Source organism: Paracoccus benzoatiresistens, assembly GCF_026913015.1.
Classification (GTDB): domain Bacteria; phylum Pseudomonadota; class Alphaproteobacteria; order Rhodobacterales; family Rhodobacteraceae; genus Paracoccus; species Paracoccus benzoatiresistens.
The window spans coordinates 21,926-36,307 of the sequence record NZ_JAPTYD010000011.1 but is presented as its reverse complement, the minus strand read 5'-3'; the positions used below and the strand labels follow the sequence as shown (position 1 = coordinate 36,307).

Sequence of the window (14,382 nt, the reverse complement as noted above, 5' to 3'; positions counted from 1 at the left end):
TGGTGAACATTCCATGAAAATCAACGTCCCGGACCCGCGCCCTGTTCCCGGCGCCGCTGCGCATAGTCGCGGACCAGCGCCACGCGGCGGGGACGGAAGCTGTCGCCCGTCGGGCTTGCCATGGCGATGCGGTTCACGTGAAAGACCCGGTAATCCATGCGCAGCCGGCAATGCGCAAGCAGCATCAGCGACTGGTCGGAATAGGACAAGCCCAGGGGCCAGATCACCCTTCGGGTCGGCTGGCCGTTCAGGTCGGTATAGTCGATCAGCACCGCCTGTTCGTCCCAGCAGGCCGCGCGGATCAGCGCCAGATCGACGCTCGGCTCGGGCCTGTCGGGGGTTTGCAGAAAGCACCGGGTGATCGCGTGCATGGCCTGGCGCGCCTGGCGTTCCGGCAGCGTCGCCACGATCCGCGCCAGGGCATCGCGCCCGGCATGCACCAGATCCTCGTCGCCGATCCCGGCCAGCGATTCCACGGCCAGGCGCAGGGCCTCGATCTCCAACCGGGAAAAGCTCTGCGGCGGCAGGGCCGGATCCTCGGTCAGGGTATAGCCGAGGCCCGCCTCGCCGTCGATCAGCGCCCCGCCCGCCCGCAGGGTGGCGATGTCGCGGTAAAGCTGGCGCGGTGACACGCCGGTCTCGGGCGCCAGGCGCGCGGCAGTGACGGGGGCCGGCAGGCGGCGCAATGCGGTCATCAGGCGCATCAGGCGGTCGGTTCGGGCCATGCTGTCATCTTCTGTCAGGACTGCCCGCTATCCTGTGGCCGGACACGCAACGGAGACAAGCCCATGCTGACGCTTTATCACGCCCCGCAAAGCCGCTCGGACAGCATCGTCACGCTGATCGACCTGATGGACATTCGCGACAAGGTGGAAATCACTACGGTCACGATCCCGCGCCAGGACGGCAGCGGCAGCGTCGATCCGAGGAACCCCCACCCCGAGGGCAAGGTGCCCTATCTGGTCGCGGGCCACGACCATGTCCGCGAGCGCGGCGCGATCATCGCCTATCTGACCGACCGCTTTCCGGAATGCGGCCTTGGCCGCCCGGTGGGCCACCCGCAGCGTGGCGCCTATCTGTCCTGGCTGTTCTATTACCAGGGCGTGATCGAGCCCGTGACGCTGCTGCATTACCTGAAGATCGAGCACCCCGCCCTGCAGGCGACCTTCCGCGATCACGGCACCATGCTGCAGCGGCTGGAGGAGGCGCTGGCGGAGGAACCCTTCCTGCTGGGACAGCATTTCTCGGCGGCCGACCTGCTCTGCGCCTCGCCCTTCCTGTTCTTTGGCGAGGGGATGCCGGTGACCCCAACCGTCAAGGACTGGGTGGCGCGCTGCGGAGAAAGGATGCCCAAGGACTAGGCCGGCGGCGCGCGCCGGATCGGCGCGACCGGGGCGGGCGCCTTGGACAGCTGCACCGCCAGGATGCCCGCCATGATGACGCCGACGCCGATCACGTCGCCCGCGGCCAGCTGTTCGCCCAGCAGAGCCGCGCCGGTGGCGACGCCGAAGAAGGGCGTCAGAAAATGAAAGGTGGCGGCCCGGACCGCGCCGATCCGGCCCACCAGCTTGAACCAGACCCAGGTGGCCACCAGCCCCGGCACGATCACGGTGTAAAGAAAGGCCGCGATCAGGCGGGAATTCAGGGTGACCTGCCAGTCCTCGAGCACGGGCGCGACGATCCACAGCGTCGCGGCGCCGACCAGCATCTGCAGGCCCACGATCATCATCACGTTGCCGCCCGAACTTGCGCCGCGCACCGTCAGCGTGGCGACGGCCAGCGCCAGGGCGGCCGCAAAGCACATCAGGATGCCCGTCAGGTTGCTGCCCCCGCCTTGCAGGCGCGCGCCCATGATGATCGCCACCCCCGCCAACCCCAAGGCCAGGCCCGCAAGCCCCAGCGGCCGCAGCCTTTCGCCCATCAGGGTCCAGCCCAGGGCCGCCACGATCAGCGGCATGGTGGCAGCGATGATCGAGGCCAGCCCCGCCTCGATCCACTGCATCGCGACCCAGTTGAGGCCCAGATAGAGCGCGTTCTGGCACAGCCCCAGGATCACCACCGCCCGCCACTGAGCGCGGGTCAGGGCGCGCCATGTCTCGCCCATCATCAGCGCGACAAGGATGCCAAGCACCCCCGACAGCGTGAAGCGCAACGCCAGGGCAAACAGCGGCGGCACCTCGGTCACGATCATCCGGGTCGAGGTGAAGGCCGAGGCCCACATCACCGCAAAGGCCAGTCCCATCCCGATCGCGCGAATGTCCATGTCCGGCCCTGCTTGCAGATGATGCAGAAATGGCTAGCAGAGCAATCCTTCCGCAGAAAGGCCCAAAATGGCAAAGGCCGCGCCCATCGGCGCGGCCTCTTCATCTGCCTTGGCGCAGGGATCAGCTGTTGACGCTGTCCTTCAGCGACTTGGCGACGGTCACCTTGACCTGCTTGTCGGCGGGCTTCGTCATCATCTCCTGGGTCTGCGGGTTGCGGACCTGGCGCTCGGGGCGGGCGCGGCAGGCGATCTTGCCGATGCCGGGGATCGTGACCGAGCCGCCGGCGGCGACTTCGCGGGCCACGACGGCGGCGATCGCGTCCAGCGCGGCCGTTGCCGATTTCTTGTCCGAACCCATCTCCTCGGCCAGCGTGGCCACCAGCTGGGTCTTGGTCATCGGTTTAGCGGATGGCGTAGCCATGGATCTGTCTCCTCTTGCCCGGTTCTGCAGGGCACAGTGATAGCGCCTTTTGCGGCATATCGCCTGCTACACACCGTTTTTCCCAACAGTTCAAGCCTTTTTCGCCGCTTCTTGCGAAAGCAGGCGATGCCCGGCCGGTTGACGCAGGGTCAAAGGAAGGCCGTCTCGTTGAAGGACCGCAACTTGCGCGAATGGATCCGCTCCAGCGGTGTCTCGCGCAGCTTTTCCATGGCCCGGATGCCGATCAGCAGGTGGTTGGCGACCTGCGTGCGGTAGAAGTCGGTGGCCATGCCCGGCAGCTTCAGTTCGCCATGCAGCGGCTTGTCGCTGACGCAAAGAAGCGTGCCGTAGGGCACCCGGAAGCGAAAGCCGTTGGCGGCGATGGTGGCGCTTTCCATGTCCAGGGCCACGGCACGCGACAGCGAAAGCCGATGAACCGGGCCGGACTGGTCGCGCAGTTCCCAGTTGCGGTTGTCGATGGTCGCGACTGTCCCCGTGCGCATGATGCGCTTCAGCTCATATCCCTCAAGCTGCGTCACCTCGGCCACGGCTTCCTGAAGCGCGACCTGCACCTCGGCCAGGGGCGGGATCGGCACCCAGACCGGCAGGTCGTCGTCCAGGACGTGATCCTCGCGCAGGTAGGCATGGGCCAGGACGAAGTCGCCCAGCGACTGGCTGTTTCGCAGCCCCGCGCAATGACCGACCATCAGCCAGGCATGGGGCCGCAGCACGGCGATGTGGTCGGTGGCGGTCTTCGCATTGGACGGGCCGACGCCGATATTGACCAGCGTGATCCCCTGCCCGTTCGCGCGCTTGAGATGATAGGTCGGCATCTGCGGCATCTTGGCCAGCGTCGCCAGCGGGGCGTCGGGGTCCGAGATCTCCTGGTTGCCGGGGGCCACGAAGCTGTCATAGCCCAGGTTGGGGTTGCCTAGGACGCGGCGGGCGAAGGCCTCGAACTCGTCCACATAGAACTGATAGTTGGTGAACAGCACGAAATTCTGGAAATGGCCGGCTGCCGTGGCCGTATAGTGCTGCAACCGCGCCAGGGAATAGTCGATCCGCTGCGCCGTGAAGCCCGCCAGATGCAGCGAGCCGTCGGGCATCGGTCCCGCGACGCCGTTGACGATGTCGTCGTTCATGGTGTTCAGGTCCGGAACGTCGAAGACATCGCGGAGCGAGAAATCCAGCACCCCCTCCTGCGGGACCGCAAGGTCGCTCTGGGCGGAGACCGCGAAATGGACGGGCATCGGCGTGTCGCTGACGCCGACCGTCACCGGCACGCCGTGGTTGCGGATCAGAAGGCCGATCTGTTCAGTCAGGTAGTTGCCGAACAGGTCGGGCCGGGTCACGGTCGCGGAATAGCTGCCCGGCGCCACGACATGGCCGAAGGACAGGCGCGAATCGACCTTGGGGTGGGTCGGCACGGTCAGGCGCAGTTCGGGATAGAAGGCGCGATATCGGGCGACGGGGCGGTGGCCCTCCAGCGCCCTGGTGAAGCGTTCCAGCAGAAAGCCGGTCGCCTGCGTGTAAAGGGCCTGCAGGCGCGCAACGGCCGCGGCGGCATCGGTGAATTGCTGGCGGCCCGGGGCGTCGGGGGTCTCGACCGGCAGGTAACGGGAATCCGTGTCCATCGTCCTTGTCCTTGCTTTCCCCCGACCCTGCCAGCCCGGCCCGCGGCAGGCAAGCGTCTGGCGCTGCGGCCCATGCGCCGTTACGCTGGCGTCATGAAGATGCTTGTTTTCGGTCACGGCTATTCGGCCGCTTTCCTGACCCCGCTGCTGCGGGAGCGTGGCTGGCAGGTCACGGGCACGACCCGCGCGGGTTCCGACCGGGTGGCGGCGGCGGGTGCGGTGCCGCTGCTCTGGCCCGGCGAGGAGGCGCGGCTGCAGGGCGAGATCGCGGCCGCCGATGCGATCCTTCTGTCAATCGCTCCCGGGCCGGAAGGGGATCCGGTGCTGGCGGCGTTCCGCGACGATCTGGCGCGCGCCAAGCCGCGCTGGCTGGGCTATCTGTCCACGACCGGGGTTTACGGCGACCGCGGCGGGGATTGGGTGGACGAGAACAGCGCGCTGGACGCCTCCGGCCCGCGCGGCCAGGCCCGCATCCGGGCCGAAGGGAACTGGCGCGCCCTGGCCGAGGGGGCCGGGCTGCCCCTGCACATCTTTCGCCTCGCCGGGATCTATGGCCCCGGTCGCGGGCCGTTCGAAAAGGTCAGGAACGGCACCGCGCGGCGGATCATCAAGCCGGGGCAGGTGTTTTCCCGCATCCATGCCGAGGACATCGCCCGGGTTCTTCTGGCGTCCATCGACCACCCGGCGCCGGGAACCGCCTACAACGTCTGTGACGACGACCCGGCCCCGCCTCAGGACGTGCTGGCCCATGCGGCGGAACTGCTGGGCCTGCCGCCGCCGCCCGAAATCCCGTTCGACGAGGCCCAGATGACGCCCATGGCGCGGTCCTTCTACACCGACAGCAAGCGGGTCTCGAACCGGCGCATCAAGGAAGACTTGGGCGTGAGGCTGCGCTATCCCGATTATCGCGCCGGGCTGGCGGCGATCCTGGCGGCCGAGAACGCCTTGCCGGGCGGATCGCCGCATGGACTTCCCCCTGCCCCCGTGCATGATCGCGGCCATGGAACATGACACCGATATCCTGATCGCCGGGGGCGGGCTGAATGGCCCGGTGCTGGCCCTTGCGCTGGCGGGCGCCGGCCTGCGCGTGGCCGTGGTCGATCCGCGCCCCGCCGATGCGCGCGCGGGCGACAATTTCGACGGGCGCGCCTATGCGCTGGCGATCGCCTCGCAACGGCTGCTGAAGGCGCTCGGGCTCTGGGCCGGGCTGGCGGGCGACAGCCAGCCGATCCGGCAGGTCAAGGCGTCCCAAGGCCAACCGGGCGAAGGGGCCGCGCCTTTCTTCCTGCATTTCGACAGCGCCGAAATCGAGGAAGGTCCGGTCGGCTACATGCTGGAGGATCGGTTCCTGTATCGCGCCCTTCTGGCCGCCATGCAGGACCGGGTGCAGCACCTGCCTGGCCTCTCAGTCACCGGGCACGAGGTTTCGGCCAGCGGGGTCGAGGCGGTGCTGTCCGATGGCCGCCGGATGCGCGCCCGGCTGCTGGTCGGCGCCGACGGGCGCGGATCGGGGGTGGCCGCGCGCGCGGGCATTCGCCGGCGGGGTTGGGACTACGGCCAGACGGCGCTGGTCGCGGCCATCGCGCATGAACGTCCGCACGAGGGCATCGCGCAGCAGTATTTCATGGCGACCGGCCCGCTGGCGATCCTGCCGCTGCCTGGCAACCGCAGCAGCGTCGTCTGGTCGGAAACCCACGACAATGCCCGTGCCATCGCCGCCCTGCCGGACGATGCCTTCCTGGACGTGCTGCGCCCGCGCTTTGGCGACTACCTGGGCCGGATCGAACTGGCAGGCGCACGCTTCACCTATCCGCTGAGCCTGTCGCTGGCCGACCGCTATGCGGCCGATCGCGTCGCCCTGGTGGGCGATGCGGCTCACGGAGTGCATCCGATCGCGGGCCAGGGGTTGAACCTGGGCCTGCGCGACGTGGCGGCCTTGGCCGAGGTGCTGGTCGATGCCGCGCGACGGGGCGAGGATATCGGGTCCGATCTGGTCCTGGAACGCTATCAGGGCTGGCGGCGCTTCGACGCGACATCGCTGGCGCTTGGCATGGACGCAGTTAACCGGGCCTTTGCCAGCGACAATCCGCTGCTGTCGGCAGCGCGTGGCATCGGCATGGGGCTTGTCAGCGCGGCCCCGGCCCTGCGGCGCGGCTTCATGCGGCAGGCGGCGGGGCTGTCGGTCGATCCGATGCCGCGTCTGCTGACCGGACAGGCGCTCTAGGCTGCTTCAGCCGCAAGACGCGCGGCCTGGGACAGGTCGGCGGCGAACTGTTCGCGCGCCATGGCCGCCGGGCCGGGATCAAGGCGCAGAATCAGGCTGGGATGCCAGGTGATCAGCACCGGGCCGCCGTCCAGGGTCGTTTCCACCCCGCCGCGCCGGGGGGTCAGCGGCAGGCGGTTGCCGGTCAGCGCAAAGGCCGCCGTCGCGCCAAGCGCCACGGTCAGGCGCGGCGCGATCATCTGGCGTTCAAGGTCCAGCCACCATTTGCAATGCCGGATTTCGCCCGCCGCCGGGTTCTGGTGGATGCGGCGCTTGCCGCGCGGAGTGAACTTGAAATGCTTCACCGCATTGGTCATCCAAGCCTGTGCGGGATCAAGGCCCGCCGCGGCCATGGTCTGGCGCAACAACTGGCCTGCCGGACCGACAAAGGGGCGGCCCTGCAGATCCTCGTGATCGCCCGGCGCCTCGCCGACGATCATCAGGGGGGCGGCGGCATCGCCCTCGCCCCAGACGGTCTGGGTGGCGGCGTGGCACAGATCGCAGCGCGTGCAGCGCATGGCCTGGTCACGCGCGGCTTCCAGCGTCTCGGGCGGGCGGTCGTCGGGGATCTGCCGGATCCGCGCCGTCACGCGGGCGGCAAAGGCCGGGGCGTCCGTCGCGCCTGCCTCGCGCATGGCCTGGACCCGGCGCGGCGCATCGGCCAGCATCTCGGGGATCAGCGCGGTCTCGGGCAGGTTCTTCCAGTATTTGCGCGGCATCTCGGACCGCATGGCATCGGTCTTGATACGGGCGGGGTTGAAGATATTGGCGAAATAGATGTGCCACAGCGTGTGGCTGGCATCCGCCGGGAAATCCGGGCGCGGCGCGGGGGGCGCATAGCTGATGGCGCCGTCAAAGCGGGCGATGCCCTCGGGCGTGGCGATCAGCCAGTCCATGTCGGCGAAGCGCCTGGCGAAGAAGGGGGTGGCTGCTTCCAGGATCGGATGCTCGGGCTCGAACCAGGCGCCGAAGCTGCGGCGCGGGCCGCTTCCCGGCAGTTCGTGGAAGCGCACGAAGGCGTGCATCTTGTGGATGTCGCGGCGCACGGATTTGGCCATGCGCGACAGGCGGTCGGTCAGTGGATCGGCGGGATTGGCGACAAAGCCCCGGTCTTCCTGCAGCCGCATCAGCGCGGCATAAAGCAGCGCCCAGCGTTCCGGGTCGGAATGGCTGGCGACGGTCTGGGCGAGGCTCAGGAAATCCTTGGTGGCCGTGACCGGATGGGGGCCGGCAGGAGGCATGGGGTGGGCGCCGAACAGTTCGGCGGGGGTGTCCTCATCGGCCCAGGTCACATCGCCCGCCGCCACGCGGTTGCTGGCGAGCTGCCGGGCGGCCTCGCGCCAAGCCTGGAAACGGCCAAAGCGGGGCAGGTCGGCGCGGATCACAGCAGTTGCAACTGTTCGGGCTTGGGCGCGAAGCGCGCGCGCAGGCTCGCGCTGTCGGTCAGCGCGCCCGGATGCCAGTCGGGCAGCGTCACGAAGGGCTGCGCCTTGGACATGATCGCCCCCATGCGCAGCAGGTCGCCGTATCGCACCGGACCGTTGCGCCGCGCGGCCAGGATGCGCGTCACCGTCTTGGTGCCGAAGCCGGGGACGCGCAGCAGCATTTCCTTTGACGCCCTCGCCACATCCACCGGAAACTGCGCCCGGTTCGCCAAGGCCCAGGCAAGCTTGGGATCGATCGCCAGATCCAGGAAACCGGAAGGGTGGGCCGCGCCGATCTCCTCGGCCTCGAAGCCATAGAAGCGCATCAGCCAGTCGGCTTGATACAGCCGGTGCTCGCGCATCAAGGGCGGCTTGATCAGCGGCAGGGCGGCGGATGCATCCGGGATCGGGCTGAAGGCCGAATAATAGACCCGCTTCAGGTCATAGCCGGAATAAAGATTGGCCGAGGTCTTCAGGATGTCGCGGTCGCTCGTCCCGTCCGCGCCGATGATCATCTGTGTGGACTGCCCCGCGGGCGCGAAACGCGGGGGGCGCTTGCCGGTATGGGTCTTTTCCTTCGCGGCCTCTCGCGACAGGCGGACATCGGCCATGGCGGCGCGGATCGTCTCGGGGCGCTTTTCGGGGGCCAGTTCGCGAATGCTGGCGTCCTGCGGCAGTTCGATGTTGACCGACAGCCGATCCGCGTAAAGCCCGGCCTCGGCCACCAGTTCCGGGGATGCGTCGGGGATGGTCTTGAGGTGGATGTATCCCTTGAAGCCGTGATCGACACGCAGCATCCGGGCGATGCGGACCATGTCGCCCATCGTCTGGTCCGGGCTGCGGATGATACCCGATGACAGGAACAACCCCTCGATCATGTTGCGGCGATAGAATTCGAGGGTCAGCGTCACGACCTCCTCGGGCGTGAAGCGGGCGCGTTCGACATTGCTGCTGACGCGGTTGATGCAATAGGCGCAGTCGTAGATGCAGAAATTCGTCATCAGGATCTTCAGCAGGCTGATGCAGCGCCCGTCGGGCGTATAGGCATGGCAGATGCCCATGCCGCCTGATGATCCGATCCCGCCGTCGCGCGCATCGCGGCGGGTGGTCCCGCTGCTGGCGCAGGAGGCGTCGTATTTCGCCGCGTCCGACAGGATCGCAAGCTTCTGCTGAAGGGTTCGCGGTGCCATGGGGCGAATATATGTTCGTGATGTGTTCCGTTCAACCGCCGTGCGGCAGGAACCCTCACGCTGATGCGAGCGTTCGCTGCGGCACCATCCGCCAGACGTGATGTGCATCCGGACCCGGAAAGGATATGATCGCCCGCATGAACATCAGATCACTCGCCCTTGCGCCCGCCCTTGTTCTTGCCCTTGCCTTCCCGGCCTTGGCCGAGCGGATTCCGCTGAACGAACTGTCGCGCTATCTGAACAGCCTGAAGACGGCCACGGCCGAGTTCACGCAGGTCAATCCCGATGGCTCGATCTCGACCGGCACGGTCTATATCCACCGTCCCGGGCGGGTGCGATTTGAATACAACAACGACAACACCCTGGTCATGGCATCGGGCGGGAACGTGGCGGTATTCGATCCGAAATCCAGCGGGCCGCAGCAGTATCCGCTGTCGCAAACGCCGTTGTCGATCATCCTGGACGCCAACGTGAACCTGGGCCGCGCCAACATGGTGACGGCGCATACCGAATCGAAGAACGCCACGGTCGTGACGGCACAGGACCCTCAGAATCCGCAATACGGAAATATCCAGATGGTCTTCACCGGCGGGCCGACGCAGCTGCGCCAATGGGTCGTGACCGACGACAGCGGTCAGAAGACCACCGTGATCCTGGGCGATATGCGCCAGGGCGGCTCGATCCCCGCGTCTAAATTCTCGATCAACAACGAGATGGCGCGGCGCAACTGATCGCGGCAAGCGGCTCCGGCGGGCGTTTCCATCACGGCGGTTGATGGATCACATCACACCGCCGGGGCTTGATCTTCAGGGTGGACCGGTTCAACGCTGCCTGCGACCTTTCGCCGCGCAGGTTCCGCCATGTCCGCCCATTCCCGCCTGTTCACGCCCATCCTGATCGGCGGATCGCTGATCCTGCTGATCAACTTTGCCCTGCGGGCCAGCTTCGGCGTCTTCCAGATCCCGGTGGCCGAGGATTTCGGCTGGCCGCGCGCGGACTTCTCGCTGGCCATTGCCATCCAAAACCTGGCCTGGGGCATCGGGCAGCCGATCTTCGGCGCGCTGGCCGAACGCTGGGGCGACCGCTGGGCGATCATCCTGGGGGCGATCCTTTATTCGGCGGGGCTGGTCCTGACGGCCTTCGCGACAACACCCGCGACGATGCAGTTGCTGGAGGTGATGGTCGGCTTCGGCATTGCGGGCACGGGCTTCGGCGTGATCCTGGCGGTCGTGGGCCGCGCGGCCAGCGACGAGAACCGCAGCCTGGCCCTGGGCATCGCCACCGCCGCCGGATCGGCCGGCCAGGTCTTCGGCGCCCCCCTGGCCGAGGTCCTGCTGGGTTTCTATGCCTGGCAGACGGTGTTCGTGATCTTCGGCGTGATGGTGCTGGCCTGCATGGCTTTCCTGCCGATGCTGGGCGACGGCAAGCCCGCCACCCGGCACGAGCTTGAGGAAAGCCTGGGCAGCGTCCTGAACCGCGCCTTCCGTGACCCCTCCTACCTGATGATCTTCGCGGGCTTCTTTTCCTGCGGCTACCAGCTTGGCTTCATCACCGCCCATTTCCCCGCCATGGTGACCGAGATGTGCGGCCCGATCAGCCCGATGGGGACGCTGGCCGCGATCGGGATCACCACGACCTCGGCCCTGGGCGCGGCGGCGATCAGCCTGATCGGCCTCGCCAATATCGCGGGCTCGATCTGGTCGGGCTGGCTGGGCAAGCGCTACACCAAGAAATACCTGCTGGCGGGGATCTATGCCCTGCGCACCATTGCGGCGGCGGCCTTCATCCTGCTGCCGATCACGCCCGCCAGCGTCATCGTCTTCTCGCTGGTGATGGGCGCGCTGTGGCTGGCGACCGTGCCGCTGACCTCGGGGCTGGTCGCCCATATCTATGGGCTGCGCTACATGGGGACGCTTTATGGCTTCGTGTTCCTGTCCCACCAGATCGGATCCTTCCTGGGCGTCTGGCTGGGCGGATCGCTGTATGACGCCCATGGCGACTATACGCTGGTCTGGTGGGTCGGCGTGGGTGTCGGCGCCTTCAGCGCGCTGATCCACCTGCCCGTGCGCGAGGCCCCGGCCCGCCTGCCCGTGGCGGCAGCGGCGGCTTGACGAGGCGGTTTGACGGCGCGGGGCGGCGGTTCTAGTGTTCCTGTCCCGCAAGGACAGGATTCGCCCATGACAACCCCGCCCCGCCATCACCCTTCGGAGCGCGCCATCGCGATCCGCTATCAGCAACGCTCGGCCGAGGTGAAGGCGCTGCAACGTCAATGCTATGCCTTGGCCACGCTGCGGCTGAAGGGGGCGGTCGAGGCGAACGGAACCGGCAAGGGGCTGGCGGTCGTCAGCGACATCGACGAGACGATCGTGGACAACACCGCCGTCATGGCCCATGCGATGTCCCTGGGCGAGGGATCGGACGGGTTCGAGACCTGGAAGCTGTGGGAACGCGAGGGCACGCCGCATCTGCTGCCCGGGGCGGCAGACTTCTTCCATCTGGCCGACCGGCTTGGGGTGACGATCTTCTACGTCTCGGACCGGTTCGAGGAAAACAAGCTGGCGACCATCGCCACCCTGTCGCGCCTTGGCCTGCCGCAGGTCCATGCCGACCGGGTGCTGCTCTTCGGCCCGCCCAAAGCCGAACGCCGCGCCGCCGTCGAAAAGAACCACCGCATCATCCTGCACCTGGGCGATACGCTGCACGATTTCCACGGCTGCTTCGCGGGCGCGACCCTGGATGAACAGCACAGGCTGGCCGAGGATCACGCCGACCGCTTTGGCGAGGACTGGATCGTCTTCCCGAACGCCGCCCATGGCACGTGGATGGAGGCAGACCTGCGCCCTTGGGATGCGCCGGGCGGGGCGGTCACCGGTTGAACCGTTTCCGCCGGCACCGCCGTGCGGCGGGCGCGAAACGCATACGTTCCGTTGTTTCGCGCGGCAGATGCAGGTCGGGCCTCAGTTCCCCAGATGTCCGGCAATCGCCCGGCCAAGCGCAAAGGCGCGCTGTTCCAGGATCACCGGGGTCTCGCAGACATAGGTCAGCGACTGCTGGCGTTCGGTGAAGATGCGCTGTTCCCAGTCCAGCGCCTCCTCGGCCGCGTCGATGGCGTCGAAATCGGGATCGGCGGCAGCCTCGAGTTCGGCCATGGCGGCGCGGCGTTCCTCGATCCGGCGGGCCAGATCGACCTGGCTCTGGCCATAGCGGGCGATGCCCGCGATCAGCGCGGATCGGTCGGGCTCGATCTTGTTGAAGATCGCCACCATCAGCGCGGTCAGCCGGGCGTCGTCGGCCTGGGCCGCGAAGTCGGCTATGGCGGCTTCCGCCTGCTCCATCGGCAGGCGGCGCTGTTCCAGGCGGGCCGCAAGGGCGTCGATCTGCGGGTCCCGGGCCAACTCGGCAATGCGGTCGTCGGGCACAGGCCCGGTCCAGAGCTGGCCCAGCGACAGATGCGGCTGCTTGCGCTGCACGCAGGGCCAGGTTGGATCGGCGCCCGTGGCAGCCAGGGCCGGCCCGGCAGCCAGCATCAGCGCGAATGCGACAATGGTTCTCATCCCCTCTCCTTCCTGCGGGACCAGAGGCCCTTGGCGGGATCATACATGAAGACGGCGGCGCCGAAGAAGGCGGCAAGGCATCCTGCTACCACCGCCAGGGCCTGCCCGTTCCATTCCAGGTAAAGCGCGAAGCGGATCAGTTCGACCGCATAGGTGAACGGGTTCGCCGCGCAGATGTCGTGCAGCAGGGGCGAGCTTTCCTGCATCCGCCACAGCGGGTAAAGCGCCGACGAGGCGAAGAACATCGGGAAGATCACGAAGTTCATGACTCCGGCGAAGTTCTCCAGCTGGCGGATGGCCGAGGACAGGAACAGCCCCAGCGCCCCCAGCATCAGCCCCGACAGGATCAGCGCCGGGAAAACGGCCACATAGCCCCAGGCCGGCGGACGGATGTCCCAGAACCAGGCGATCGCCAGGAAGGCATAGGCCTGGATGATCGACACGATCACCCCCGCCATCAGCTTCGATCCCAGCAGGAACCACCGGGGAAAGGGGCTGACCAGCAGCGTCCGCATTGCGCCGGTCTCTCGGTCATAGACCATCGACAGCGACGACTGCATCCCGTTGAACAGCTGGATCATCGCCACCAGGCCGGGGGTGACGTAGACCTCGTACAGGACATAGGTCTGGTAGGGCGGCGTGATCGACAGGCCCAGGACGGCGCGGAAGCCCGCGGCGAAGATGAACAGCCAGACCAGCGGACGCACCAGCGCCGCCAGGAAGCGCCCGCGCTGCTGGACAAAGCGCAGCGTTTCGCGCCAGGCGATGCCGCGAAAGGCCGTGGCCCAGGCGTTCGCGGGAAAGCGGCGTTCCATCATGCCGCCGCCCCGGTCATGGACAGGAAGGTCTGCGTCAGCCCGGAGGGCCCGGCGATGGAGGCGGCCTTGCCGCTGCTCAGCACACGGCCCTTGTGCAGGATCACCAGGTCGTCGTCCGGCTGGATTTCATCCATGATATGCGTGGCCCAGAGCGCCGAGACGCCCTCAACCGCGATCAGGCGGCGGGTCAGGGCCAGAACCTCGGCCCGCGATTTCACGTCCAGGCCCACCGTCGCCTCGTCCAGCAGAAGCAGGTCGGGGCGATGGATCAGGGCGCGGGCGATCTCGGCCCGGCGTTGCTGCCCCCCCGACAGGGCCGAGACGCGGTCGCCCGCCCGCTGGTCCAGACCCACCTGCGCCAGCACCTGCCGGGTCCGCTCGCGCGCCTGCCTGTGCCCGATCCCGTGCAGCGCGGCGTGATAGGCCAGGTTCTGCGCGACCGTCAGGTCCGCATCCAGGGCGCGGCTCTGGAAGACCACCCCCAGCCGCGCCATGGCCTGCGCGGGCTGGCGGCGCAGGTCATGTCCCGCGACCTCGATCCGGCCCGACACGTTGCTGTAAAGCCGCGTCACCAATGAGAACAGCGTGGTCTTGCCCGCGCCGTTCACGCCCAAGAGCGCGGTGAAACTACCGCGCGGCACCGACAGCGAGACATCCGAAAGGGCCTGCACGCTGCCGAAACGATGCGACAGGTCGGTGATGCGCAGCGCATCCGCCCTGTCCGCGGCAGAGGACGGGCCGCTTCCCGGCCCCTGCATCGCGTCCGTCAAGCGCCGCACCGGTGGCAACCGCGAAGGATTCGTGTGGGCATCGGT

Annotated in this window: 15 protein-coding genes; 6 read left to right on the top strand and 9 right to left on the bottom strand. The window is 67.8% G+C overall.

All coding sequences use genetic code 11. The features are described from left to right. Positions 1-20: 20 nt before the first annotated feature. Entirely contained in the window at positions 21-725 is a 705-nt protein-coding gene (locus OU682_RS10290) for a helix-turn-helix transcriptional regulator (protein WP_268942018.1), read from the bottom strand. Positions 726-788: 63 nt separating this feature from the next. On the opposite strand from OU682_RS10290, the gene OU682_RS10285 reads away from it, so the two are divergent. Further along, positions 789-1,361, top strand: coding sequence for a glutathione S-transferase family protein (locus tag OU682_RS10285; RefSeq protein WP_268942017.1), 573 nt, complete (start codon positions 789-791; stop codon positions 1,359-1,361). On the opposite strand, the gene OU682_RS10280 is transcribed toward OU682_RS10285, so the two are convergent. The 3 genes from OU682_RS10280 to OU682_RS10270 form a co-directional block, all read right to left on the bottom strand. Continuing rightward, complete coding sequence (locus tag OU682_RS10280) at positions 1,358-2,263, bottom strand: DMT family transporter (RefSeq protein WP_268942016.1); 906 nt, start codon at positions 2,261-2,263, stop codon at positions 1,358-1,360. The genes OU682_RS10285 and OU682_RS10280 overlap by 4 nt on opposite strands. A gap of 121 nt (positions 2,264-2,384) precedes the next feature. Then, positions 2,385-2,684, bottom strand: a complete 300-nt coding sequence (locus OU682_RS10275) for an HU family DNA-binding protein (RefSeq protein WP_207102658.1) — start codon at positions 2,682-2,684, stop codon at positions 2,385-2,387. A 149-nt stretch (positions 2,685-2,833) separates the two neighbouring features. Then, the gene (locus OU682_RS10270; protein ID WP_268942015.1) at positions 2,834-4,318 is read right to left on the bottom strand and encodes an AMP nucleosidase; all 1,485 of its coding nucleotides are present in this window, start codon (positions 4,316-4,318) and stop codon (positions 2,834-2,836) included. 93 nt (positions 4,319-4,411) lie between these two features. Here OU682_RS10270 and OU682_RS10265 point away from each other — a divergent pair, with 93 nt between their 5' ends. Continuing rightward, a complete protein-coding gene (locus OU682_RS10265) occupies positions 4,412-5,329 on the top strand; it encodes an SDR family oxidoreductase (RefSeq protein ID WP_268942014.1) in 918 nt (305 codons plus the stop codon). Next, positions 5,319-6,542 (top strand): UbiH/UbiF/VisC/COQ6 family ubiquinone biosynthesis hydroxylase, encoded by a 1,224-nt coding sequence (locus OU682_RS10260; RefSeq protein ID WP_268942013.1) that lies wholly within the window; start codon positions 5,319-5,321, stop codon positions 6,540-6,542. Before OU682_RS10265 ends, OU682_RS10260 begins: the two co-directional genes overlap by 11 nt. On the opposite strand, the gene OU682_RS10255 is transcribed toward OU682_RS10260, so the two are convergent. Further along, positions 6,539-7,963: a UdgX family uracil-DNA binding protein gene (locus OU682_RS10255; protein ID WP_268942077.1), complete on the bottom strand. Its 1,425-nt coding sequence runs from the start codon at positions 7,961-7,963 to the stop codon at positions 6,539-6,541. The genes OU682_RS10260 and OU682_RS10255 overlap by 4 nt on opposite strands. After that, positions 7,963-9,195 carry a putative DNA modification/repair radical SAM protein gene (locus OU682_RS10250; protein WP_268942012.1) on the bottom strand — a complete coding sequence of 411 codons (1,233 nt, stop codon included), beginning with the start codon at positions 9,193-9,195 and terminating at the stop codon, positions 7,963-7,965. The genes OU682_RS10255 and OU682_RS10250 overlap by 1 nt, the downstream gene beginning before the upstream one ends. Before the next feature lie 137 nt (positions 9,196-9,332). Here OU682_RS10250 and OU682_RS10245 point away from each other — a divergent pair, with 137 nt between their 5' ends. The 3 genes from OU682_RS10245 to OU682_RS10235 all read left to right on the top strand — a co-directional run bounded on the left by OU682_RS10245 (position 9,333) and on the right by OU682_RS10235 (position 12,071). Further along, complete coding sequence (locus OU682_RS10245) at positions 9,333-9,926, top strand: LolA family protein (RefSeq protein WP_268942011.1); 594 nt, start codon at positions 9,333-9,335, stop codon at positions 9,924-9,926. A 129-nt stretch (positions 9,927-10,055) separates the two neighbouring features. Next, on the top strand, positions 10,056-11,306 hold the full coding sequence (locus tag OU682_RS10240) for an MFS transporter (protein WP_268942010.1): 1,251 nt from the start codon (positions 10,056-10,058) through the stop codon (positions 11,304-11,306). Between the two features lie 66 nt (positions 11,307-11,372). Then, positions 11,373-12,071 carry an HAD family acid phosphatase gene (locus OU682_RS10235; RefSeq protein ID WP_268942009.1) on the top strand — a complete coding sequence of 233 codons (699 nt, stop codon included), beginning with the start codon at positions 11,373-11,375 and terminating at the stop codon, positions 12,069-12,071. 81 nt (positions 12,072-12,152) lie between these two features. Here OU682_RS10235 and OU682_RS10230 read toward each other — a convergent pair whose 3' ends face one another. The 3 genes from OU682_RS10230 to OU682_RS10220 are packed head-to-tail and all read right to left on the bottom strand — an operon-like array spanning position 12,153 to position 14,325. Continuing rightward, positions 12,153-12,749 carry a hypothetical protein gene (locus tag OU682_RS10230; RefSeq protein WP_268942008.1) on the bottom strand — a complete coding sequence of 199 codons (597 nt, stop codon included), beginning with the start codon at positions 12,747-12,749 and terminating at the stop codon, positions 12,153-12,155. Beyond that, positions 12,746-13,564 (bottom strand): lanthanide ABC transporter permease protein PedC, encoded by an 819-nt coding sequence (locus OU682_RS10225; RefSeq protein WP_268942076.1) that lies wholly within the window; start codon positions 13,562-13,564, stop codon positions 12,746-12,748. The genes OU682_RS10230 and OU682_RS10225 overlap by 4 nt, the downstream gene beginning before the upstream one ends. Next, positions 13,564-14,325 carry a lanthanide ABC transporter ATP-binding protein PedB/LutE gene (locus tag OU682_RS10220; protein ID WP_268942075.1) on the bottom strand — a complete coding sequence of 254 codons (762 nt, stop codon included), beginning with the start codon at positions 14,323-14,325 and terminating at the stop codon, positions 13,564-13,566. The genes OU682_RS10225 and OU682_RS10220 overlap by 1 nt, the downstream gene beginning before the upstream one ends. Positions 14,326-14,382 lie beyond the last annotated feature (57 nt).